This is a genomic window from Kitasatospora sp. NPDC036934 (assembly GCF_055608425.1).
In genome coordinates this window covers 69,176-92,571 of sequence record NZ_JBVJQR010000008.1, presented here as the reverse complement: position 1 = coordinate 92,571, position 23,396 = coordinate 69,176, and the positions used below count along the sequence as shown (strand labels likewise).

General features: G+C 70.5%; 19 protein-coding genes and 1 tRNA gene. 14 read left to right on the top strand and 6 right to left on the bottom strand.

Annotated elements, in window-relative coordinates; translation table 11 throughout:
* Nucleotides 1-61 precede the first annotated feature (61 nt).
* Nucleotides 62-682, bottom strand: coding sequence for a hypothetical protein (locus ACZ7BZ_RS14105; protein WP_470358526.1), 621 nt, complete (start codon nucleotides 680-682; stop codon nucleotides 62-64).
* 140 nt (nucleotides 683-822) lie between these two features.
* Nucleotides 823-3,507 (bottom strand): DNA polymerase I, encoded by a 2,685-nt coding sequence (gene polA / locus ACZ7BZ_RS14100; RefSeq protein ID WP_470358769.1) that lies wholly within the window; start codon nucleotides 3,505-3,507, stop codon nucleotides 823-825.
* Nucleotides 3,508-3,740: 233 nt separating this feature from the next.
* On the opposite strand from polA, the gene ACZ7BZ_RS14095 reads away from it, so the two are divergent.
* The 6 genes from ACZ7BZ_RS14095 to ACZ7BZ_RS14070 all read left to right on the top strand — a co-directional run bounded on the left by ACZ7BZ_RS14095 (nucleotide 3,741) and on the right by ACZ7BZ_RS14070 (nucleotide 10,659).
* Nucleotides 3,741-4,229, top strand: coding sequence for a PaaI family thioesterase (locus ACZ7BZ_RS14095; RefSeq protein WP_470358525.1), 489 nt, complete (start codon nucleotides 3,741-3,743; stop codon nucleotides 4,227-4,229).
* 626 nt (nucleotides 4,230-4,855) lie between these two features.
* The gene (locus ACZ7BZ_RS14090; protein ID WP_380451837.1) at nucleotides 4,856-6,100 is read left to right on the top strand and encodes a branched-chain amino acid ABC transporter substrate-binding protein; all 1,245 of its coding nucleotides are present in this window, start codon (nucleotides 4,856-4,858) and stop codon (nucleotides 6,098-6,100) included.
* A 170-nt stretch (nucleotides 6,101-6,270) separates the two neighbouring features.
* Entirely contained in the window at nucleotides 6,271-7,200 is a 930-nt protein-coding gene (locus tag ACZ7BZ_RS14085; RefSeq protein WP_380451839.1) for a branched-chain amino acid ABC transporter permease, read from the top strand.
* Between the two features lie 5 nt (nucleotides 7,201-7,205).
* On the top strand, nucleotides 7,206-9,137 hold the full coding sequence (locus ACZ7BZ_RS14080; RefSeq protein ID WP_470358768.1) for a branched-chain amino acid ABC transporter permease: 1,932 nt from the start codon (nucleotides 7,206-7,208) through the stop codon (nucleotides 9,135-9,137).
* Nucleotides 9,138-9,145: 8 nt separating this feature from the next.
* Nucleotides 9,146-9,946, top strand: a complete 801-nt coding sequence (locus ACZ7BZ_RS14075) for an ABC transporter ATP-binding protein (RefSeq protein ID WP_380451889.1) — start codon at nucleotides 9,146-9,148, stop codon at nucleotides 9,944-9,946.
* Nucleotides 9,943-10,659, top strand: coding sequence for an ABC transporter ATP-binding protein (locus ACZ7BZ_RS14070; protein WP_380451843.1), 717 nt, complete (start codon nucleotides 9,943-9,945; stop codon nucleotides 10,657-10,659). The genes ACZ7BZ_RS14075 and ACZ7BZ_RS14070 overlap by 4 nt, the downstream gene beginning before the upstream one ends.
* 55 nt (nucleotides 10,660-10,714) lie before the next feature.
* Here ACZ7BZ_RS14070 and ACZ7BZ_RS14065 read toward each other — a convergent pair whose 3' ends face one another.
* Nucleotides 10,715-11,374 (bottom strand): ANTAR domain-containing response regulator, encoded by a 660-nt coding sequence (locus tag ACZ7BZ_RS14065; protein WP_470358524.1) that lies wholly within the window; start codon nucleotides 11,372-11,374, stop codon nucleotides 10,715-10,717.
* Between the two features lie 99 nt (nucleotides 11,375-11,473).
* Between ACZ7BZ_RS14065 and ACZ7BZ_RS14060 the strand changes: the two genes are divergently transcribed.
* Nucleotides 11,474-11,547: transfer RNA gene (locus ACZ7BZ_RS14060), tRNA-Leu, on the top strand.
* A gap of 51 nt (nucleotides 11,548-11,598) precedes the next feature.
* Here the strand turns inward: ACZ7BZ_RS14060 and ACZ7BZ_RS14055 are convergent.
* Together ACZ7BZ_RS14055 and pyk are read right to left on the bottom strand one after the other, a co-directional pair.
* Nucleotides 11,599-11,922: a hypothetical protein gene (locus ACZ7BZ_RS14055; protein ID WP_470358523.1), complete on the bottom strand. Its 324-nt coding sequence runs from the start codon at nucleotides 11,920-11,922 to the stop codon at nucleotides 11,599-11,601.
* A gap of 102 nt (nucleotides 11,923-12,024) precedes the next feature.
* Nucleotides 12,025-13,455, bottom strand: a complete 1,431-nt coding sequence (gene pyk, locus ACZ7BZ_RS14050) for a pyruvate kinase (RefSeq protein ID WP_470358522.1) — start codon at nucleotides 13,453-13,455, stop codon at nucleotides 12,025-12,027.
* A gap of 337 nt (nucleotides 13,456-13,792) precedes the next feature.
* On the opposite strand from pyk, the gene ACZ7BZ_RS14045 reads away from it, so the two are divergent.
* The 7 genes from ACZ7BZ_RS14045 (at nucleotide 13,793) to ACZ7BZ_RS14015 (ending at nucleotide 21,833) form a co-directional block, all read left to right on the top strand.
* Nucleotides 13,793-14,887: a hypothetical protein gene (locus ACZ7BZ_RS14045; protein WP_470358521.1), complete on the top strand. Its 1,095-nt coding sequence runs from the start codon at nucleotides 13,793-13,795 to the stop codon at nucleotides 14,885-14,887.
* A complete protein-coding gene (locus tag ACZ7BZ_RS14040; RefSeq protein ID WP_470358520.1) occupies nucleotides 14,884-16,539 on the top strand; it encodes a VWA domain-containing protein in 1,656 nt (551 codons plus the stop codon). The genes ACZ7BZ_RS14045 and ACZ7BZ_RS14040 overlap by 4 nt, the downstream gene beginning before the upstream one ends.
* The gene (locus tag ACZ7BZ_RS14035) at nucleotides 16,526-17,077 is read left to right on the top strand and encodes a hypothetical protein (protein WP_470358519.1); all 552 of its coding nucleotides are present in this window, start codon (nucleotides 16,526-16,528) and stop codon (nucleotides 17,075-17,077) included. The genes ACZ7BZ_RS14040 and ACZ7BZ_RS14035 overlap by 14 nt, the downstream gene beginning before the upstream one ends.
* Nucleotides 17,078-17,332: 255 nt before the next feature.
* Nucleotides 17,333-19,168 carry a bifunctional metallophosphatase/5'-nucleotidase gene (locus tag ACZ7BZ_RS14030; RefSeq protein WP_470358518.1) on the top strand — a complete coding sequence of 612 codons (1,836 nt, stop codon included), beginning with the start codon at nucleotides 17,333-17,335 and terminating at the stop codon, nucleotides 19,166-19,168.
* A gap of 74 nt (nucleotides 19,169-19,242) precedes the next feature.
* Complete coding sequence (locus ACZ7BZ_RS14025; protein ID WP_470358517.1) at nucleotides 19,243-19,803, top strand: Uma2 family endonuclease; 561 nt, start codon at nucleotides 19,243-19,245, stop codon at nucleotides 19,801-19,803.
* 137 nt (nucleotides 19,804-19,940) lie between these two features.
* Nucleotides 19,941-20,867, top strand: coding sequence for an NADP-dependent oxidoreductase (locus tag ACZ7BZ_RS14020; RefSeq protein ID WP_470358516.1), 927 nt, complete (start codon nucleotides 19,941-19,943; stop codon nucleotides 20,865-20,867).
* Between the two features lie 33 nt (nucleotides 20,868-20,900).
* The gene (locus ACZ7BZ_RS14015) at nucleotides 20,901-21,833 is read left to right on the top strand and encodes an AraC family transcriptional regulator (protein ID WP_470358515.1); all 933 of its coding nucleotides are present in this window, start codon (nucleotides 20,901-20,903) and stop codon (nucleotides 21,831-21,833) included.
* A 63-nt stretch (nucleotides 21,834-21,896) separates the two neighbouring features.
* On the opposite strand, the gene ACZ7BZ_RS14010 is transcribed toward ACZ7BZ_RS14015, so the two are convergent.
* Complete coding sequence (locus ACZ7BZ_RS14010; RefSeq protein WP_380451865.1) at nucleotides 21,897-23,354, bottom strand: aldehyde dehydrogenase family protein; 1,458 nt, start codon at nucleotides 23,352-23,354, stop codon at nucleotides 21,897-21,899.
* Nucleotides 23,355-23,396 lie beyond the last annotated feature (42 nt).

Sequence of the window (23,396 nt, the reverse complement as noted above, 5' to 3'; positions counted from 1 at the left end):
CCGGCCGCACAGGTAGTCGACTCCGCCGACTTCCTGTGCGGCCGCCCGGTCGGTCGCGCCGTCAGTGCGTCTGCGAGGGCGGCGTGGGGGTACCCATCGACTGCCCCGGGCGCAGGATCGGGATGCCGGCCTGAACGGGGCTGCAGGTCAGAACCCTGCCGGCCGCGTCGTGGATGCAGGCCGCATCCGGGTCCGGCCCCTGCCGCTTGGTCGCACAGTCGGTACACGCCACCGGCGGCTCGTTCTGCGGCTCGATCCCGGACTCCGCCTTGGGCCTCGCGGCTGCAGCGCTGCCCTGCGGCTTGGTGGGAGGAACTGCGGTGCCCTTCGCAGCCTTCGCAGCCGGCTTCGGGGGCGCGGCCGGAGCGCTGGTCTCCGGCTCGTCCGCCTCCGGGGAGGCCGGCGCCTGCACCGGCTCCGGCGTCGCGGTCGGCGCCGTTGTCGGCATCACAGCCGCAGTCGGCGTCGCAGTCGGCATCGCAGTGGCCGTAGCCGTCGGGCTCACCGCTGCACCGGGCGTAACCACCGCAGCCGGCCCCGCCGCCCCGCCACCGCCCGACAGCGCCCACACCGACCCCCCGACCACCAGCACCGCCGCCAGCGCCGCCGGACCCACCACCCGGGCCCGCAGGAACCCCCGCTGCTCCGCCGTACCCGCTTCCGGCGCCACCGCTCCACCCATCGCCACTCCCCCTGCTCCACTCCGCACCGCACCCCTGCGCGACGGACTGCCAGATCGTAGCGGCGGGCCCGGACACTCCTCGTGCCCGGGCCCGCCCGAAGATCACCGCGTCAGTGACCACCGCGGCAGTGATCACCGCGTCAGTGTGCGGCGGCCTCCCAGTTCGCCCCGACGCCCACGGAGACGTCCAGCGGGGCGCGCAGCGGGTAGGCGCCGGCCATCTGCTCGCGGACGATCGCCTCGACCGGCTCGCGCTCGCCCGGGGCCAGCTCCAACACGATTTCGTCGTGCACCTGGAGCAGCATCCGGGAGCCGAGCCCGGCCTCGCGCAGCGCGTCGTCCACCCGAAGCATGGCGATCTTGACGATGTCGGCGGCCGAGCCCTGGATCGGGGCGTTGAGGGCCATCCGCTCGGCCATCTCGCGGCGCTGGCGGTTGTCGCTGTTGAGGTCCGGCAGGTACCGGCGGCGGCCGAGCAGGGTCTCGGTGTAGCCGGTGGCGCGGGCCTCCTCGACGACCCGGTGCAGGTAGTCCCGCACGCCGCCGAAGCGCTCGAAGTAGGTGTCCATCAGGCCCTGGGCCTCGGCGGGCTTGATGTTGAGCTGCTGCGAGAGCCCGTACGCCGAGAGCCCGTACGCGAGGCCGTAGGACATCGCCTTGATCTTGCGCCGCATCTCCGCGTCCACCGAGCCGCCGGGGACCTCGAAGACCTGGGAGGCGACGGTGGTGTGGAGGTCCTCGCCGGAGGCGAAGGCCTCGATCAGGGCCTCGTCCTCGGACAGGTGCGCCATGATCCGCAGTTCGATCTGCGAGTAGTCGGCGGTGAGCAGCGACTCGTAGCCGGTGCCGACGACGAAGGCGCGGCGGATGGCCCGGCCCTCCTCCGTCCGGACCGGGATGTTCTGCAGGTTCGGGTCCTGGGAGGAGAGCCGACCGGTGGCGGCGACCATCTGGTTGAAGGTGGTGTGGATCCGGCCCTGCGGCGAGACCGTCTTGAGCAGGCCCTCGACGGTGGTGCGCAGCTTGGCCTGGTCGCGGTGGCGCAGCAGGATGACCGGCAGCTCGTTGTCGGTCTGGGTGGCGAGCCAGGTGAGGGCGTCGGCGTCGGTGGTGTAGCCGGTCTTGATCTTCTTGGTCTTGGGCAGGGCGAGTTCGCCGAAGAGGATCTCCTGCAGCTGCTTGGGCGAGCCGAGGTTGAACTCGCGCCCGGCGGCGGCGTGGGCCTCCTCGACGCAGCGCTGGATCTCGGCGGCGAACTGGGCTTCGAGCCGGGTGAGCCAGTCGCGGTCGGCGGCGATGCCGTAGCGCTCCATCCGGGCGAGCAGCGCGGCGATGGGCAGTTCCATGTCGTGCAGCAGTCCGGCGGCGCCGACCTCAGCGAGGCGGGTGTCGAAGAGCGCGGCGAGGTCGAGGACGGCGCGGGCCTGGAGCATCAGCGCCTGGGCGTGCGCGGTCGGGTCCTCCTCGGGGGCGTCGAAGGCGAGTTGGCCGCTCTCGGACGCCGGGGCGGGGGTGAGGGAGCGGGCCAGGTACTCCTCGGCGAGCACCTCCAGGGTGAAGGTGCGGCGGCCGGGCTTCTCCAGGTAGGCGGCGAGCGCGGTGTCGGCGGCGACGCCGGCGATGGTCCAGCCGCGCTCGGCGAAGGCACGCATGACCTGCTTGGCGATGTGCAGGGCCTTGGGGGCGGCCGGGTCGGCGAGCCAGCCGGCGAAGGCACGCTCGTCCTCCTCGGCGAGCTGCGCCGGGTCGAACCAGGCAGCCGACTCGCCTACGGCGAGGGCGACTTCGGTCACCTCGCCGGCGCCGAGGGCCCACTGGTAGACGGCGGCCAGCGCGACCGGCGCCTTGCCGTCGGAGGCGTGCTCGCGCAGCCAGGCGGCCAGCGTGCCCGGATCGGTGAGCAGTTCGCCGTCGACCTCGACGCCGGGGGCGAGTTCGGCGGCCTCCTCCTCGCCGGCGGACGGGTCGACCCCGAACACCCGGTCGCGGAAGTTGGCGTTGCGGAACTCCAGCGACTCCATCAGGGTGCCGACGGCGGCCCTGTCGAAGGGCTGCCGGGCCAGGTCGGGGACGCCCAGCGGGAGTTCGACGTCGCGGACCAGCTCGGTGAGCACCCGGTTGCGCTTGACCGAGTCGAGGTTGTCGCGCAGCTTCTCGCCGATCTTGCCCTTCACCTCGTCGGCGCGGGCGACGAGTTCGTCGAAGGAGCCGAACTGGTTGACCCACTTGGCGGCGGTCTTCTCGCCGACGCCGGGGATGCCGGGCAGGTTGTCGGACGGGTCCCCGCGCAGGGCCGCGAGGTCGGGGTACTGGCGGGGGGTGACGCCGTACTTCTCGGTGACCTTCTCCGGGGTGAAGCGGGTGAGTTCGGAGACGCCCTTGGTCGGGTAGAGCACGGTGACGTGGTCGGTGACCAGCTGGAGCGAGTCGCGGTCGCCGGTGACGATGTCGACGTCGTAGCCGGCCGCCTCGGCGGCGGTGGCCAGGGTGGCGATGATGTCGTCGGCCTCGAAGCCCTCGACCGTCATCCGCGGGATGTTCATGGCGTCGAGCAGTTCGCCGATCAGGCCGATCTGGCTCTTGAACTCGTCCGGCGTCTTGGCCCGGTTGGCCTTGTAGTCGGGGAACTCGGCGGAGCGGAAGGTCTGCCGGGAGAGGTCGAAGGCGACGGCGAGGTGGGTGGGCTGTTCGTCCCGGACGGTGTTGGCGAGCATCGACGCGAAGCCGTAGACCGCGTTGGTGGGCTGGCCGGTGGAGGTGTTGAAGTTCTCCACGGGCAGGGCGTAGAAGGCCCGGTAGGCCATCGAGTGCCCGTCGAGCAGCATCAGCCGGGGCCGCGGGCCGGCCCCGCCGCCACCCGTCGCGCCCTTGTCCGTACTCTGCGTAGCCACGTCAACGTCCGTTCCTGCCGATTCCACTACCGGCCCCCGATCCTATGGCCCGGCACCGACAAAAGGGGCGCCGCGCCGGTCCGGCCGGGCCCGCTACCAGCGAGTAGGACGGTCGTACGATCTCAGGCAGCACGACCACGCGAACCCCGAACGGCAGGAGCTCCCCCATGACCGACGCGGCCCCCGGCAACGCCCCCGAGAGCGCTCCCGGCAACGCCTCCGTCCTCAAGGTCCCGCAGGACGTGCTGGACCACTTCGCCAGGCTCGGGGTCGACCCGGAGACCTTCTCCGGCGGCCACCTCGGCGAGAAGCTCGGCATCCGGATCGTCGAGGCCTCCGGCGACCGCGTGGTCGGCACCATGCCGGTCGACGGCAACCAGCAGCCGTACGGACTGCTGCACGGCGGCGCGTCGGCCGCGCTGGCCGAGACGCTCGGCTCGATCGGCGCGATGCTGCACGCCGGTCCGGGCCGGTACGCGGTGGGCGTGGACCTCAACGCCACCCACCACCGCTCGGCCACCTCCGGCCTGGTCACCGGGGTGGCGACGGCGGTGTTCAAGGGCCGCACGGCCGCCACGTACGAGATCGCGATCACCGACGACACCGGCAAGCGGGTCACCAGCTGCCGCCTCACCTGCATGCTGCGCGACCTGTAGGGCGCGTCGTCGAACTCCCTGGTCGGATCCCAACAGTCCTGCGCCCGCGAACAGTTGCGGTCCGGACATCATCAAATCCCTTTCCCGCCCCCTTGTTTGACCTTCCGCCGCCCTGGGCAGGCGTTGGTCTGGACAAGGGGGCGTCGGCATGCCCGGCCGCTGCTCGGCGGTGCGCCCGGCGCTCTTCCCGTGTCTGTAACACTGCGTAACAGGTAGGAAATCCAAGCAAGCGGCGGTTCCGCGGCCCGTAGCGCCCGGGGGACCCTTCGCCGCGCCCCCCTCGTCCGAAATGCGGACGTTCACGGTCGAAAGCAGCACACCGGACGGCAGTGTCCGATTATCGACCATGCCAGCTGCAACCCGCATTTCTGGCCCTTACATCTCTCTACCAGCAAGTAAACGCCCGGGAGTTCAGGATCGGTCGAGCCAAAACTTCCACATGCTGAGACAATTGCTCCGTGTGCTCATAACAAGAGAATCACAGCCTGCTCGCAGCACTGCCCGAGCCGCCCAACGACGCCTAGAGTCACGGCCAGTCACCGCGCCACCGGATTGGGCCAGGCCCTCCGCGCACCCCGGCTCCCGCCACTCAGGCGCGGGCGCCTCCTGAACCGAAGGGGACCCTCGTGCGTCATCGTTCAGCCGTTGTCGTGAGCATTGCCGTGATCGGCGCCCTCAGCCTCACCGCCTGCGGCTCCCGCGGCGGGAAGTCCGGCGACAACGCCGGCGGCAAGGACAGCAACGCCTCCACCACCGTCGTCATCGGTGTCGACGCCCCGCTCACCGGCGACCTCTCCGCCCTCGGCCTCGGCATCCGCAACTCCGTCGACCTCGCCGTCAAGAACGCCAACGCCAACAACGAGGTCCCCGGCGTCAAGTTCGAGGTCAAGGCCCTGGACGACACCGCCAAGCCCGCCCCCGGCCAGCAGAACGCCACCCAGCTGGTCAGCGACGCCAAGGTGCTCGGCGTCGTCGGCCCGCTCAACTCCAGCGTGGCGCAGTCGATGCAGCAGATCTTCGACGACGCCAACCTGACCGAGATCTCCCCCGCCAACACCGGCGTCGCCCTCAGCCAGGGCGAGAAGTGGGCCAGCGGCGACAAGAAGCGCCCCTTCAAGTCCTACTTCCGCACCGCCACCACCGACGCCGTCCAGGGCCCCTTCGCCGCCCAGTTCCTCTACAACGACGCCAAGAAGACCAAGGTCTTCCTGATCGACGACCAGAAGACCTACGGCGCCGGCCTCGCCTCCACCTTCAAGGGCGAGTTCACCAAGCTCGGCGGCACCCTGGCCGGCGAGGAGCACGTCAACCCGGACGACCGCGACTTCTCCGCCATCGTCACCAAGGTCAAGGCCTCCGGCGCCGACGCCGTCTACTACGGCGGCGAGTACCCGGCCGCCGGCCCGCTCTCCCTCCAGCTCAAGGACGCCGGCGTCAACATCCCGCTGATGGGCGGCGACGGCATCCAGAGCGCCGACTTCATCAAGCTCAACCCCAAGAGCCAGGGCGACTTCGCCACCGCCGTCGGCCTGCCCGTCGAGTCCCTGGACACCGCCAAGAAGTTCATCGCCGACTACAAGACCGCCGGCTACAAGGACGCCTACGAGACCTACGGCGGCTACTCCTACGACAGCGCCTGGGCCATCATCCAGGCCGTCAAGAACGTCGTGAAGGACAACAACGGCAAGCTCCCGAGCGGCAGCAACCTCCGCGCCACCGTCCGCGACGCGGTCCAGAAGGTCTCCTTCGACGGGGTCACCGGCAAGGTCTCCTTCGACGAGTTCGGCGACACCACCAACAAGCAGCTCACGGTCTACACCGTCAAGGACGCCAAGTGGGCCGTGGAGAAGTCCGGCACCTTCAACGGCTGAACCGACCGCAGCAGCTCACGGACTGACGGCCCGGAGCCCGCAACGGGCGATCCCACAGCCGCCGTTCCGACCCACCGCAGCACCCGCGCGGGGGCGCCACGAGTGCCCCCGCGCGCGCCCACATCCACCACCCACGCGGACACCCCCGAACGCACTACGGAGGCCCAGCGGTGCACGACCTACCGCAGCAGCTGGCCAACGGCCTGATCCTCGGCGCCCTCTACGGACTCGTCGCGATCGGCTACACGATGGTCTACGGCATCGTCCAGCTCATCAACTTCGCCCACGGCGAGATCGTCATGGTCGGCGGCTTCGGCGCCCTGACCGCCTACCTCGCCCTCCCCGGCGGCACCACCCTGTGGCTGGCCCTACCCCTCATGCTGATCGCCGGCATCCTGGTCTCCACCCTCACCGCCGTCGCCGCCGAGCGCTTCGCCTACCGGCCGCTGCGCAACGCCCCCCGGCTCGCCCCGCTGATCACCGCGATCGGGCTGTCCATCTTCCTGCAGCAGCTCGTCTTCTCCTTCTACCCCGACGCCAAGAAGGCCCGGGTCTTCCCCAAGATCCCCGGCGACCCCTTCAGCCTCGGCTCCGTCAGCATCCAGCGCAGCGACCTCTTCCTGATCATCGCCGCCCCGCTGTGCATGCTCGCCCTCGGCTGGTTCGTCACCCGGACCCGCTCCGGCCGCGCCATGCAGGCCACCAGCCAGGACCCGGACACCGCCAAGCTGATGGGCATCGACACCGACCGCATCATCGTCCTGGCCTTCGCCATCGGCGCCGCGTTCGCCGCCGTCGCCGCCATCGCCTACGGGCTGCGCACCGGCCAGATCGACTTCCGGATGGGCTTCATCCTCGGTCTCAAGGCCTTCACCGCCGCCGTCCTCGGCGGCATCGGCAACATCTACGGCGCCATGCTCGGCGGCCTCGCCCTCGGCCTCGCCGAAACCATCGCCACCGCCTACATCCAGCACCTGCCCGGCATGCACCTCTTCGGGGGCGGCGCCTGGAAGGACGTCTGGGCCTTCGTACTCCTCATCCTCGTGCTCCTCCTCCGGCCGCAGGGCCTGCTCGGCGAGCGCGTCGCGGACAGGGCGTGACCACCATGACCACCACCAGCACCGAGACCACCCCGGTCATCCCCCTGCCCGCGATCGCCGCCACCGCCCTCACCGGCCTCGGCGCGCTCCTCACCGCCGGCTCCGCCGCCATGTCCTGGACCTGGACCAGCGACTTCCCCGGCGACCTCACCTACTTCGGCTCCCCGGCCGGCCTCCAGTGGCTGGCGATCGTCGCCGGCGTCGTCACCCTCGTCCTGCTGCTCGCCGGCCGCGGCGTCCCCGGCCTGCGCTGGGCCGCCCCCAGCCGCAGCGACAACGCCGTCCTGTACGCCGCCACCGGCGCCCTGGCCGTCGCCGCCTACTCCGTCGCCGCCATCTCGGTCGAACTCGGCGGACTGGCCAACCTCGAACCCGGCGGCTGGGTCCTCGCCGCCGGCGGCCTGCTCGGCGTCCTCGGCGCCCTCGGCCTCCCGCTCGACCGGCGCACCGCCGTCCCGCTGCGGATCCTCGACAAGCGACTGTTCCTGCTCGTCCCGGCCGCCCCCCTCGGCTGGCTCGGCGCCCACGCCATCCCCGAGGACAAGCCCGTCGCCCCGGTGATGACCGCCCTGGCCGGCGCCCTCGCCATCGCCGCCGGCGCCGTCCTGCTGCTCCAGCTCGGCCACCTCGCCAACACCTGGCTGCGCCTCGGGAAGATCGACCGCCCGCTGCCCGCGGCGCGCGAACTCCCGTCCTGGGTCGAGGTCCTGCTCATCGTGCTGGCCTTCGGGATCGGCCTGTTCGCGATCACCTTCGGCATCGACACCGAGTACGGCGAGCTCTTCGTCGGCTACCTGCTGCTGGCCGGCCCGACCATCGGCGCCCTCGCCAAGTCCGGGCTGCTGGGCCGGCTGCGCGCCCTGACCATCAAGTACCGCCCGGTCACCACCGGCGCCGCCTTCGCCGCCGCCGCGAGCTTCCCGTTCACCCAGAACAGCGACCAGTACACCTCCGTCGCCACCAACATCCTGATCTTCGCCACCGTCGCCCTCGGCCTGAACATCGTCGTCGGCCTGGCCGGCCTGCTCGACCTCGGGTACGTCGCCTTCCTCGGCGTCGGCGCCTACGCGGCCGCCCTGGTCTCCGGCTCCCCCGCCTCGCCGATCCACGTCCAGTTCCCGTTCTGGGCCGCGATGCTCACCGGCGCCGCCGTCTCCATGGTCTTCGGCGTCCTGATCGGCGCCCCCACCCTGCGGCTGCGCGGCGACTACCTCGCCATCGTCACCCTCGGCTTCGGCGAGATCTTCCGCATCACCATGCTCAACCTCAACGGCACCACCGGCCCCAAGATCACCAACGGCTCCAACGGCATCCCGCGCATCCCCGACCTGGAGATCCTCGGCTTCGACCTCGGCAAGCCGCACACCATCGGCGGCATCGAACTCGGCCGCTTCTCCAACTACTACCTGCTGATGCTGCTGGTCACCGCCGTGGTCGTGCTGATCTTCGCCCGGGTCGGCAACTCCCGCATCGGCCGCGCCTGGGTCGCCATCCGCGAGGACGAGACCGCCGCCGAGGCCATGGGCATCAACGGCTTCCGGCTCAAGCTGCTCGCCTTCGCCCTCGGCGCCTGCCTGGCCGGCCTGGCCGGCACCGTCCAGGCGCACGTCAGCTACACCGTCACCCCCGACCAGTACACCTTCGCCGAGGCCCTGCCGCCCAACTCCGCCTTCCTGCTCGCCGCCGTCATCCTCGGCGGCATGGGCACCATCAGCGGCCCGCTGGCCGGCGCCACCCTGCTCTTCCTCATCCCGAAGAAGCTCGAATTCCTCTCCGACTACCAGCTCCTCGCCTTCGGCGCCGCCCTCATCATCCTGATGCGCGTCCGCCCCGAAGGCCTCATCCCGAACCGCCGCCGGCAGCTGGAGTTCCACGAAGCCGCCATCCCGGCCCAGTCCACCGGCGAACCGGGCGCACTCACCAAGGCAGGGGCGTGACCGACCAGATGACCACCGCAACGCCACTGCTCGACGTCACCGGCGTCACCATGCGCTTCGGCGGCCTCACCGCCGTCAACGACGTCTCCCTCACCGTCGGCGAGGGCGAGATCATCGGCCTCATCGGCCCCAACGGCGCCGGCAAGACCACCTTCTTCAACTGCCTCACCGGCCTGTACGTCCCCACCGAGGGCACCGTCCGCTACCGCGGCACCCAACTGCCGCCCAAGCCCCACCTGGTCACCCAGGCCGGCATCGCCCGCACCTTCCAGAACATCCGGCTCTTCGCCAACATGACCGTCCTGGAGAACGTCCTCGTCGGCCGGCACAGCCGCACCAAGGAAGGCATCTTCACCGCAATCCTCCGCGGCCCCCGCTACCACCGGGCCGAAGCCGAGAGCCGCGAGAAGGCCATGGAACTCCTCGCCTTCACCGGCCTCGCCGACAAGGCCGACCACCTCGCCCGCAACCTCCCCTACGGCGAACAGCGCAAGCTGGAGATCGCCCGCGCCCTCGCCTCCGACCCCGGCCTGCTGCTGCTCGACGAGCCCACCGCCGGCATGAACCCCCAGGAGACCCGCGCCGCCGAGGAACTCGTCTTCGCCATCCGGGACCAAGGCATCGCCATCCTCGTCATCGAGCACGACATGCGGTTCATCTTCAACCTCTGCGACCGCACCGCCGTCCTCGTCCAGGGCCAGAAGATCGTCGAGGGCGACCGCGAGACCGTCCAGAACGACGAACGCGTCATCACCGCCTACCTCGGCGCCCCGCTCGAAACCCCCGCAGCACCGGAGGACCCCAAGTGACCGCGCTCCTCGAAGTCCAGGACCTCCGCGTCGCCTACGGCAAGATCGAGGCCGTCAAGGGCATCAGCTTCACCGTCAACCAGGGCGAGGTCACCACCCTCATCGGCACCAACGGCGCCGGCAAGACCACCACCCTGCGCACCCTCTCCGGCCTGCTCAAGCCCACCGCCGGCCGGATCACCTTCGACGGCCAGGACCTCTCCGCCGTCCCCGCCCACAAGATCGTCGCCCTCGGCCTCGCCCACTCCCCCGAAGGCCGGCACATCTTCCCCCGCATGACCATCGAGGAGAACCTCCTCCTCGGGGCCTTCCTGCGCAGCGACACCGCCGGCATCGCCGCCGACGTCGAGCGCGCCTACAGCCTCTTCCCCATCCTCGGCGAACGCCGCAAGCAGGCGGCGGGCACCCTCTCCGGCGGCGAGCAGCAGATGCTCGCGATGGGGCGGGCGCTGATGTCCCAGCCCAAACTGCTGATGCTGGACGAGCCCTCGATGGGTCTCTCCCCACTGATGATGCAGAAGATCATGTCCACCATCGTCGAGCTCAAGGCCTCCGGCACGACCATCCTGCTGGTCGAGCAGAACGCCCAGGCCGCCCTGTCACTGTCCGACCAGGGCTACGTCATGGAGACCGGACGCATCGTCCTCTCCGGCACCGGCGCAGACCTCCTCCACGACGAGTCCGTCCGCAAGGCCTACCTCGGCGAGGACTGACCCCCACGCGAGAGGGGCCCGGCAGATCCGATCTGCCGGGCCCCTCTCGTCTTCGCTACTCCGCCTTGTCGGGCTCCTCGGCCTTCTTGCGGTCCTGGGCCTCGCCCTCCTCGATGACGGCCTCGGCCACCGCGGCCATCGTCATCCGGCGGTCCATCGAGGTCTTCTGGATCCACCGGAAGGCCGCCGGCTCGTTCAGCCCGAACTTGGTCTGCAGCACACTCTTGGCGCGGTCCACCAGCTTCCGGGTCTCCAGCCGCTGGGTGAGATCCCCGATCTCCTTCTCCAGCTCCCGCATCTCGGTGTACCGCGACACCGCCATCTCGATCGCCGGCACCAGGTCCGCCTTCGAGAACGGCTTCACGATGTACGCCATCGCCCCCGCGTCCCGTGCCCGGTCCACCAGCTCCCGCTGCGAGAACGCCGTCAGCATCAGCACCGGCGCCAGGTGCCGCTCATGGATCTGCTCAGCGGCGGACAGCCCGTCCAGCACCGGCATCTTCACGTCGAAGATCGCCAGATCCGGCTTCAGCTCCTCAACGAGCCGGACCGCCGTCGCCCCGTCCCCGGCTTCGCCGACGACGGTGTACCCCTCCTCCTCCAGCATCTCCTTCAGGTCGAGGCGGATCAGCGCCTCGTCCTCGGCGATCACAATCCGGGTGATCTGGGGCGATTCGGTCTCAAGCGGCTGTGCCTGCTCGTCGGCGGTGCTCACGGGGCTCCTAGTTCCGGCGGGGTACTGCATGCACGAGGGTACCTAGACACGGTATGTTTGAGCCCATCAGGGTCGGGGTCCAACCTTCGAATCCGTGATGCCCCGGTAGCCCAGTGGTTAGAGGCACGGCGCTCAAACCGCCGACAGCGTGGGTTCGAATCCCACCCGGGGTACTTTTCCTTCGATTTCAAAGCCACTTAGGCAAACCTAATCGTTGGCGACCTTCATTCGTCCGGGTGGAAACTGTCGCATTCGCCCGCATATTCGGCACTTCCGCACTCGAGATCACCCGGATGGCCGTTCGATCCACTCGCGAAGAAGCCGTCCGCCTGTTGCGCAAAGGCATCCGCAACTGCGAAGTAGCCCGGCGCCTCGGAGTTCCACAAGGGACGATCGGCGCATGGAAACATCACGATCTCGCCGAACGCGACAAGCTCCCCGGCCGCAAGCGGTCCGCACGCCTGCATTGTTACGGTGACCCCCCTCGACGCCGTCGGCGTCCAGTGGAAGCCTGCCTCCAGGTCCAACGGCGGCCCCAACATCTCCATCGCCCGCAAGTCCTCCGTCGCCCTCATGGACGCCCGCATCGGCCCCAAGTACCGACGGCGGTGCGGCCCTTCCAACGGAAGGCCCGCACCGCCCGAGGATCGTCAGACGTCCAGGGTCCCCACGTGGTGCACCCGCACCAGGTTGGTGGACCCGGCCAGGCCGGGGGGCGAGCCCGCCGTGATGATCACGGTGTCGCCCTTCTGACAGCGGCCCAGCGAGAGGAGTGCCGCGTCGACCTGTTCGACCATCTGGTCCGTGGTCGGGGCGAACGGGCCGAGGAAGGTCTCCACGCCCCAGGTGAGGGCGAGTTGGCTGCGTACGGCCGGTTCGTAGGTGAAGGCGAGCACCGGGATGGGTGAGCGGTAGCGGGTGAGCCGCCGGGCGGTGTCGCCGGACTGGGTGAAGGCGATCAGGTACTTGGCGTGCAGGAAGTCGCCGATCTCGGCGGCCGCGCGGGCGACGGCGCCGCCCTGGGTCCGCGGCTTGCTGCCGGTGGTCAGCGGGGGCAGTCCGGCGGCCAGGATGTCGTTCTCGGCGGCTTCGATGATCCGGCCCATGGTCTTGACCGTCTCGACCGGGAACTTGCCCACCGAGGTCTCCCCGGAGAGCATCACCGCGTCCGTCCCGTCGAGCACCGCGTTGGCGACGTCGGAGGCCTCGGCGCGGGTGGGCCGGGAGGCGTTGATCATCGAGTCGAGCATCTGGGTCGCGACGATGACCGGCTTGGCGTTGCGCCGGGCCAGTTTGATGGCGCGCTTCTGGACGAGCGGGACCTGTTCGAGGGGCATCTCCACGCCCAGGTCTCCGCGGGCCACCATGATGCCGTCGAAGGCGTCCACGATGGAGTCCAGGTTCTCTACGGCCTGCGGCTTCTCGATCTTGGCGATGACCGGGACGTACCGCCCCTCCTCGGCCATCACCCGGTGCACGTCCTCGATGTCGCGCCCGCTGCGGACGAAGGAGAGCGCGATCAGGTCGGCCCCGGTGCGCAACGCCCACCGCAGGTCGGCGACGTCCTTGTCGCTGAGTGCGGGGACGGAGACGGCGACGCCGGGGAGGTTGAGGCCCTTGTGGTCGGAGACGAGTCCGCCTTCGATGACGAGGCACCGCACCCGCGGTCCGTCGACGGCGACGACCTCCAGGGTGACGCGGCCGTCGTCGACGAGGATGCGTTCGCCGTGGCTGACGTCGCCGGCGAGGCCGGCGTAGGTGGTGCCGCAGATGTCCTTGTCCCCCACGACGCCGTTGTCGGTGGAGATGGTGAACTCGTCGCCGCGTTCGAGAAGTACGGGGCCGTGGGCGAAGGTGTCGAGCCGGATCTTCGGGCCTTGAAGGTCGGCGAGGACGCCGACGCTCCGGCCGGTTTCGTCGGCGGCCTTGCGGACGCGACGGTAGCGTTCCTCGTGTTCGGCGTGGGTGCCGTGGCTGAGGTTGAATCGGGCGACGTCCATCCCGGCGTCGACCAGCATCTTGATCTGGTCGTACGAGTCGGTGGCAGGCCCGAGGGTGCAGACGATTTTTGCTCGGCGCATACTGCTGAGGGTAGGCATTACCGGCGCGTAACCTCGACGTGGGTCCGGTCTGCGGGATGACCGTTGTACCAAGGTGAGTTGAACAATCTGACACAGGCTCGGACCGGTGTGCGAGGGCCGCTTCGGAGCCCGCGCGGGAGCCCGCACCGGAGCCGTGCGGGAGCCCCGCGAGGGCTGCCCGGAGCACCGCGGACGCCCGGCCGATGCGATTCCGTGAAGCGGTGTTCACCCCCGGTTCACCGCACCTTCCGGCCGCGCTCCCTCCCCGGCGGGACGCTCGTCACCCCCGGGTGTCGCACCCGGGGGTGACGCAGCGACGAGGGGGGAGGCGCTCGCGATGAGACGACGCGCCCTGGGAGTGCTCGCGGCCCTGGCCCTGTTGGGCGGGGTGACGTACGCGCTGGTTCCGGACGACGAGCCGGGCCGGAAGACGGTCACGGTCACCGGGCTGATCGGCTCGGAGAAGCGGGCGTTCTTCGAAAGCCCCGATGTGAAGGAGGAGTTGGCGAAGCAGGGCCTGGAGGTGCACGCCGACTCCACCGGCTCCTGGACGATGAGCGAGCAGGCCAAGAGCAGCTCCGGCCTGGACTTCGCGTTCCCGGCGAGCACCGCGCCGGCCCGTGTGATCCAGCGCAACTGGGGGCAGCAGGACTCCCCGCTGGTGCCGTTCTACTCGCCACTGGTGATCGTCACCCACGGGGACGTGGCGAACATCCTCAAGAAGAACGGCCTGGCCACGCCGGACGATTCGGGCGTCTGGACGTTCAAGATGGACGAGTACGTCAACGACCTGAAGCTGAACCGCAAGTGGCAGGAGCTGAAGGGCACCGAGGACCACAGCGAGCTGGCCGGTCCGTTGTTCGTCACCACCACCGACCCGGAGAGCTCGTCCTCGGGCGCCCTGTACGTCGCCCTGTTGTCGTACATCCTGAACAACCACTCGGTGGTCTCCGACGACCCGGGCGTCGACGCCGCCCGGCAGGTGCTGCACACGGCGACCGCCCTGCAGGGCGGTCAGAAGAGCAGCAGCGACGAGCCGTTCCGGGACTTCCAGGCGGGCGTCGGCAATCCGCTGATCTTCGGCTACGAGTCGCAGGTCGCCGCGATGGCGGTGCAGGGCCAGTCGACCGGGGACATGGTGGTGATGTACCCGGACACCACCGCGTACTCCGACCACACCATCGTCGCCCGTACCGACAACGGCCGGAAGCTCGCCGGGCTGCTCCAGAACGACGAGGCGCTGCGCAGCCTGGAGGTCCGGTTCGGCTTCCGCCCGCAGGCCCGCAGCGAGGCCTTCGCCGGGCAGGTCAAGGGCATCAAGCAGCCGGTCTTCGCCCAGGACCTGAACGCGGCGAAGGTGAAGCAGGCGACCGTGCCGTCCCTGGACAACCTGCTCAAACTGACCGCCGCGGCCAAGGGGGCCCAGAAGTGAACGTCCGTGCGAAGCATCGCGGTTGGGCCGCGGCCGGGTTGGCGGCCGTCCTCGCGGCGGCCTCCGCCTGCACCTCCTCGCCGGCTCCCGCGCCGCGCCCGAACCCGACCGGGGCGATCGCCGGCACGCCCACCCCGGGGGTGCTGCGGGTCCTGGCCGGCAGTGAGCTCCAGGACCTCCAGCCGGTGCTGGACGACGCCCGGAAGGCCACCGGGGTGACGGTGCAGCTCGCCTTCCGCGGCACCCTGGACGGCGCGGACACCGTCTCCACCGGCCGGGCGGACGGCAAGTACGACGCGATCTGGTTCCCGTCCAACCAGTACCTGCGGCTCGACCAGGCCGGCAAGTCCAAGGTGCTGTCGGAGACCCCGGTGATGGTCTCCCCGGTGGCGGTCGGGGTGCGCTCGTCCGTCCTCGACGACCTCGGGTGGGGCGACGGTTCGAAGGTCACCTGGGCGCAGATCGGCGACGCGGCCGCGGCCGGGAAGCTGTCCTACGGGATGTCCGACCCGTCGCGCTCCAACTCGGGCTTCTCCACCCTGGTCGCGGTGGCCTCGGCGTTCTCCGGCGCGGGGGCGGCGCTGACCGAGGCGGACGTGCAGAAGGCGACGCCGCAGCTGAAGCAGTTCTTCACCGGCCAGAAGCTGACCTCCGGCTCCTCCGGCTGGCTGGCGCAGGCCTACACCCGGGCGGAGCCGGGCAAGGTCGGCGCCCTGGTGAACTACGAGTCGGTACTGCTGTCCCTGAACAAGACCCTTCCGCCGGACCAGCGGCTGACGGTGGTGCGCCCGCTGGACGGCGTGGTGTCGGCGGACTACCCGCTGTCGCTGCTGTCCTCGGCGCAGCCGAGCGAGCGCGACTCCTTCCAGCGGCTGGCCGGCTACCTGCTGAAGGAGGACGTGCAGAAGCGCATCTCCGAGCTGACGCTGCGCCGCCCGGTGACGACCGGGGTGGCCCCGGCCGCGGGCCTGCCCACCGACCGCCGCCGCGAGCTGCCGTTCCCCGGCACCAGGGCGGTGGCGGACGGCCTGCTGTCCTCGTACCAGAACGAACTGCGCCGCCCGTCCAGGACGGTGTACGTGCTGGACACCTCGGGCTCGATGGACGGCAGCCGGCTGGACTCGCTGAAGGCGGCGCTGGGCCGGCTGACCGGCACCGACGACACCCGCGGACTGCGCCGGTTCCGGGACCGCGAGGAGGTCACACTGATCTCGTTCGCCTCGAAGGTGAAGTGGACGAAGACCCATGTCGTCCCGGCCTCGGGCAGCCGGCCGGGGCCGGAGACCGAGCTGGCGTCGATCGACTCCGACGTCCAGTCCCTGCGGGCCGAGGGCGGCACGGCGCTGTACGACTCGCTGGAGCAGGCGTACCGGGTGATCGAGGACCAGCAGAAGGCGACCGGCGACGACCGCTTCACCTCGATCGTGCTGATGACCGACGGGGAGAGCAACGAGGGCGCCGGCGACGCCGACTTCAAGCGCTTCCACGACGGGCTGCCGGCGGCGGAGAAGTCCATCCCGGTGTTCCCGATCAAGTTCGGCGAGGCGGCGGTGAGCCAGCTGCAGGGCATCGCGGACGCCAGCGGCGGCAAGCTGTTCGACGGCGGCGGCTCGCTGGACGGCGTGTTCGAGGAGATCCGTGGCTACCAGTGACGGGTACGGCGGGCGGCTGCTGCGCTACCTGGAGTCGACCCGCAACCTGGTCGGTTGCGGCGGCGGCGCCATCGGGCTGGGGCTGCACTTCGCCGGGCTGGGCGGGTCCTGGTGGCCGGCGGTGGTGGCGGGGCTGTACGGCGTCGGCGCCCTGCTGACGCCCGGCACGACGGACTCGCCCGACTCGCCCGGCTCGACGGATCCGACACCGCCGCTGGTCCCGCCATGGCCGGCGGAGCCGTCGCCGCCACCCCGGCCCAACCCCGAACTGGACCGGCTCGCCGCCTACCTGGACTCGGTCCCGCTGCCGGCCTCCGCCGGGGTGGACGCCCTGCTGGCGGCGCTGCGAAAAGCCGGGCCCGGTCCCACGGCGGACCCGATCGTCCGGCACGGCCTGCCGGTCACGGTCGACGGCTACCTGCGGGCGCGCACCTGGCTGCCCTGGGCGGACCAGGGCACGCCGGACCCCGCGGCCGAGTTGGGCCGGCGGGTGAAGCAGCTGTCCGCCGGACTCGACTGCGCGTCGGACTCGACGTGAACCCGGCGGGACGGCCGGAAATCGACCGTCCCGCCCCCATACCACCCTCTTTTTCCCCCGCCCCGGTCACGAACGAGTCGCCAAGATCTCACCTGCTGGAAACGTCGGAGGGCTATCCAGCGGCCCGGCCCGCACGGCAAACTTCTACGCGCGTCCTTCTACGCGCGTCACCGCATCCGCGGACGCGCCACGCACCTCACAAGCACACAAATTGACGGCCCATCCGCCGTCATTCCCCACTCGGGAGAGTCGTCCATGTCGCTGAACCGCCGTGACTTCGTCACCCGGTCCGCCGCCACCGCCGCCGGTGCCGCCCTGGCCGGCGGAGCCGTCGTCGCCGCCGCCCCCGCCGCCGCGGCCGCCGAGCCGGACACGGCGGCCGCCAAGGGCAACAAGCACAAGCCCCGCCGCCAGGCCTTCACCGTCATGGGCACCACCGACCTGCACGGCCGGGTGCTCAACTGGGACTACTTCACCGACGCCGAGTACGTCGACAAGGCCCACAACGCGGTCGGCCTCGCCAAGATCTCCACCCTGGCCAACCAGGTCCGCGAGGACAAGGGCTGGGACCGCTGCCTGCTGATCGACTCCGGCGACATCATCCAGGGCACCCAGCTGACCTACTTCTACGCCCGGATCGAGCCGATCGCCACCGACGGCGACAACGTGCCGGACCACCCGATGGCTGTCGCCATGAACCTCATGGGCTACGACGCCGCCGCGCTCGGCAACCACGAGTTCAACTACGGCATCCCCACCGTGAAGGCCTTCGAGGACCAGCTGGAGTTCCCGCTGCTGGGTGCCAACGCGCTGCACGCGAAGAACGAGAAGCCGGCCTTCAAGCCGTACGTGATCAAGGAGGTGTGGCTGGACGAGGACACCCCGCTCAAGGTCGGCATCCTCGGCCTCACCAACCCGGGCATCGCGATCTGGGACAAGGCCAACGTCGCCGGCCAGATGGTCTTCCCGGGCATCGTCGAGACCGCCGCCAAGTACGTGCCCCGGATGAAGGCCGCGGGCGCGGACGTCATCGTGGTCTCCGCCCACTCCGGCATCGACGAGGCCACCACCTACGGTGACCAGCTGCCCTGGCCCGAGGACGCCTCCGGCGAGATGGCCGAGACCGTTCCGGACATCGACGCGGTGCTGGTGGGCCACACCCACAAGGAGGTCGCGCAGCGCCTCATCGTCAACAAGAAGACCGGAAAGACGGTCGTGCTCTCCGAGCCGCTGTGCTGGGGCCAGCGCCTGAGCTGCTTCGACTTCGAGGTCGAGTTCGCCGACGGCCACTGGAAGGTCGCCTCGGTCTCCTCCCGGGTGCTGAACTCCAACACCGTGCCGGAGAACCCGGAGATCAGCGACGCCATCGTCGAGCAGCACAAGAAGGTCGTGGCGTACGTCAACCAGAACATCGGCACCAGCAAGATCGAGCTGTCGATCGCCGACGCCCGGTTCAAGGCCACCCCGATCGTCGACCTGATCGGCAAGGTCCAGGCCGACGCCGTGAAGGCCGCCCTGGCGGGCGGGCAGTACGCCAACCTCCCGGTCCTGGCCCAGGCCGCCCCGTTCAACCGCACCGCGCTGATCCCGGCCGGCCAGGTCAAGCTGCGCGACGCGGCCGGCCTGTACATCTACGAGAACACCCTGGAGGCTCGCATCCTGACGGGTGCCCAGCTCAAGGACTACCTGGAGTTCTCGGCCAAGTACTACAACCAGCTCGCCGTGGGCGCCCCGGTCAACAAGGACACCCTGACCAACGCCGAGGACACCCCCGACTACAACTACGACTCGGTGTACGGCCTGAGCTACGACATCGACGTCTCCCAGCCCAAGGGGAGCCGGATCGTCAACCTCGGCTTCCAGGGCAAGCCGATCGACCCGACCGCCCAGTTCGTCCTCGCGGTCAACAACTACCGCGCCAACGGCGGCGGCAACTTCCCGCACGTCGCCACCGCCAAGGCCGTCTGGACGAACTCCGACGAGATCCGCAACACCATGATCTCCTGGGTCAAGGCCAAGGGCGTCATCGACCCCGCCGACTTCTTCACCGACTCCTGGCGCCTCGTCCGCGCCGGCCAGCCGGTGTTCTGATCAGACCTTTCCACGAAGGCCGTCTGCCCCCGGGCAGACGGCCTTCGTGCCGTTCCCGGTGGAAGCATGGGGCCATGAGCGAGTTCCAGGTTCCCAACCGCCACGCCCGGCTGCTCGAATACGCGCAGAGCCTGACGCCCCCGGACGGATGGAAGATCGAGATCTCCGGTGACGAGATCATCATGATGGCCGGACCGTCCGCGATCCATCAGCGCAACCTCCTGCAGATCCGCGAGCAGTTCGACGCACACCGCCCGTCCGACACGATGCCGAGCGAGAACTCCGACCTCGCCTCCCCCAACGTGGGGAAGTTGCGCAACCCCGACCTCACCTACATCCCTCTGGAGTCGAGCGGTAGCCAGATCCCGGCCGAACAAGCGCACATCGCGGTCGAGATCGCCTCGCCGTCGAACCCGGAGAACAACCTGGTCGGCAAGGTCCGCGACTACCCGCTGATGGGCATCCCGCTCTACCTGCTCATCGACCCGCGCGAGGGCGACATCACGCTCTACTCCGAACCGTCCGACAGCGGCTACCACCAGCAGTGGAACGGCAAGTTCGGCGACCGCGTGCCGATCCCCGCCCCCTTCGACTTCGAGCTCGTCACCAACGGCCTCGTCCGCTATCCCACCTGAGCCGCTCCCACCGCGAGACGATCGGACATCCAGCGAAGACTTGAGGATATTCAGCCGCTCGCCCAACCCCCCTACCGTTGAACACATCGAGAACGGCCCCACGGGGGGCCGGTGTTGACCGGATGAGGGAGAGTTCGATGCGGGCGATCGTGCAGAAGGAGTTCGGCGGCCCCGAGGTCCTGCAGCTGGCCGAGGTGGAGCGCCCGAAGCCGCTCAGCGGCGAGGTGCTGGTGCGGGTGAAGGCCGCCGGGGTGAACCCGGTGGACGTGGCGGTGCGGGCCGGGGCGTTCCCGCTGCTGGGCGAGCCGCCGTTCACGGTGGGCTGGGACGTGTCCGGGGTGGTCGAGGAGGCCGGCCCGGGGGCCCGGTACCGGGTGGGCGAGGAGGTCTACGGGATGCCGTTCTTCCCCCGCGCGGCCGGCGGCTACGCCGAGTACGTGGCCGCACCGTCCCGCCAACTGGCCCGCAAGCCCGCCACCCTGGACCACACCCGGGCCGCCGCGCTGCCGCTGGCCGCGCTGACCGCCTGGCAGGGCCTGGTGGACCTGGCGAAGGTCGGCGAGGGCGACCGGGTGCTGGTCCACCGCGCGGCGGGCGGCGTCGGCCACCTCGCGGTGCAGATCGCCAAGGCCCGTGGGGCGTACGTGATCGCGCTGGCGAGCGAGCCCAAGCACGCGTTCCTCAAGGAGATCGGCGCCGACGAGCTGATCGACTACCGGACCACGGACTACACCGAGGCCGTCCGGGACGTCGACGTCGTCTTCGACTCCTCCTCCGAGGGCACCCGCGCACTGGAGGTGCTGAAGCCGGGCGGCACCCTGGTCAGCATCATGGAGCACTGGAACCAGGAGCTGGCCGCCGGGATCGAGGCCGCCGGGCGCCGCTTCGCCGGTGTCTCGGTCGAGCCCGACTACGCCGGGCTGGAGGCGATCGCCGCCCTGGTGGACGAGGGCCTGATCCGCCCGTACGTCGCCGAGGTGTTCCCGCTCGCCGAGGCCGGCCGGGCGCACGAGCTGGTCGGCTCCGGTACCGTCCAGGGCAAGATCGTACTGACCGTTGACTGACCGGAACCGACTGTACGGGGGCGGGGGCGGACCATGGACATCCTGACCGAGGCGCTGGGTTCGATGCGGACGGCACATCCGTCCTCCGTACGCACCGAGGGCCGGGCACCGTGGGCCCTCCGCCTGCCCCCGGTGCTCGGCGCCGGGTTCCACGTGGTGCTGTACGGCACCTGCTGGCTGCTCCCGCTGGGGCCGGGGGAGCACGAGCCGGTGCCGCTCAGTCCCGGCGACATCGTCTTCCTGCGCGACGGCGGCGGCCACGTACTGGCCGACCACCCGGACACCCCGCCGGTGGACTCCCATGCCTGCCGGGTCGACAACGGCTCGCCGATCGGCACCCTGTCGGTCGGCGGCGACGGCGCCCGCACCAGCCTGCTGTGCGGCAACTACCACCTGGACCAGGGCCGCCCGCACCCGATGGTCCGCCAGCTGCCGCCCCTGATCCACCTGCCGACCCGGCACGGCCGCCACCCCGAACTGGCCGCCGCCGTCCAGCTGTTGGGCGCGGAGCTGGAGAACCCTCGGATCGGCTCGGTCGGGATCGTCCCGGCACTGATCGACTCGCTGCTGCTGTACATCCTGCGGGCCTGGTTCGAGGACCAGCCCGCCGCGGCCGCCGCGGGCTGGGCGGCGGCGCTGCGGGACACCGCCGTCGCCCCCGCCCTGACCGCCATCCACGAGGCCCCGGCCACCCCGTGGACGGTGGAGTCCCTGGCGGACCGGGCCGGCCTGTCCCGGGCCGCCTTCGCCCGCCGCTTCACCACGATGGTGGGCGAGCCGCCGATGGCGTACCTGACCCGTTGGCGGATGACCACCGCCGCCCGGCTGCTGCGCGAGTCGGAGGCACCGCTGACGACGGTGGCCGCGCGGACCGGGTACGGCTCGGAGTACGCCTTCGCCAAGGCGTTCAAGCGGGAGTTCGGCCTGGCCCCCGGCGGCTACCGCCGGGAGGCCCGCATCGCCTGACCCCGCAGAACGGATCCGAACACGAACCCGAGCACGACCCGAGCACGAACCCGGGAACAGCCCCTAGAACGGGAACGGCGCCCGCCCGTGCTGCACCGAGATCCACTTCAGCGTGGTGAAGGCGTCCACCGTGGACTCCCCGTTGAGCCGCCCGACCCCGGAGCTCTTCTCCCCGCCGAACGGCACCCCGGGCTCGTCCGCGATGGTCCCGCCGTTGACGTGGATCATGCCGGTCTCGATCCGCTGGGCGACCCGCACCCCGCGCTCGATGTCCGCGGTGTGCACGGCGCCGCTGAGCCCGAACGGCGTGTGGTTGGCCAGCCGGACGGCCTCCTCCTCGCCGTCGAAGGGCACCAACAGGGCGACCGGGCCGAAGAGTTCGCGCTGCAGGATGGGCGCGTCCTCGGCCAGCCCGGTGAGCACGGTGGGCGCCATCAGGCTGCCGGTCGTGGCGCCGCGCAGCAGCACGGTGGCGCCGCCGGCGATCGCCTGGTCGACCTGGGCGTTGATGGCGTCGGCCTGGACGGCGTTGATCAGCGGGCCGAGGTGGGTGGCCGGGTCCCTGGGGTCGCCGACGGTCAGCGAGGCGACCTTGGCGACGAACTTCTCGGTGAACTCGGCGAGCACGCTGCGGTCGACCAGCACCCGGTTGGCGGCCATGCAGACCTGGCCCTGGTGGACGAAGCGGCTGAACACGGCCGCGTCCACCGCGTAGTCGACGTCGGCGTCGTCCAGCACGATCAGCGCGCTGTTGCCGCCGAGTTCCAGCACGGACCGCTTGAAGTGCGCGGCGGCCACGGTGGCGACGTGTCGGCCGATCTGGTCGGAGCCGGTGAAGGAGATCACCTTGGGCACCGGGTGTTCCAGGAAGCTGTCGCCGATCTCCGCGATGTCGGTGATGACGACGTTCAGCAGGCCGGGCGGCAGGCCCGCGTCCTCGAAGAGCTTGGCGATCAGGCTGCCGCCGACGATCGGGGTCTCCTGGTGCGGCTTGAGCACCACGCCGTTGCCGAGCGCGAGCGCCGGTGCGATCGCCTTCAGGGCCAGGAACAGCGGGAAGTTGAACGGGCTGATCACGCCGACCACGCCGACCGGCAGCCGGTGCAGGCGGTTCTCCTTGCCGGGCGCGGTCGAGGGCAGCAGCCGCCCCTCGGAGGCCACCGACAGGTGCACGCACTCCCGCAACATGTCCTTGACCAGGCCCAGTTCGAAGCCGGCCTTGAGCGCGGTGCCGCCGAGTTCGGCCATGATGGCCCGGACGATCTCGCCCTCGCGCTCCTCGACCAGCCGCAGCGCGCGCTCGAACACCAGCCGTCGCTGGTACGGGTTGGTGGCGGCCCAGGAGCGCTGGGCGCGTTCGGCGGCGCGGTAGGCCCGGTCGACCTCGGCCACGGTGGCCACGGTGATGGTGGCCAGCTTGTCGCCGGTGTAGGGGTCGACGTCGACGATGTCCCAGGAGCCGCTGCCGCTGCACCACTCACCGTCGATGTACTGCAGCGCCAACTCGGAGAAGTACGACATCTGATCCCTCTCGTGCCCGACCTGATGGGAGCTCATCGTACT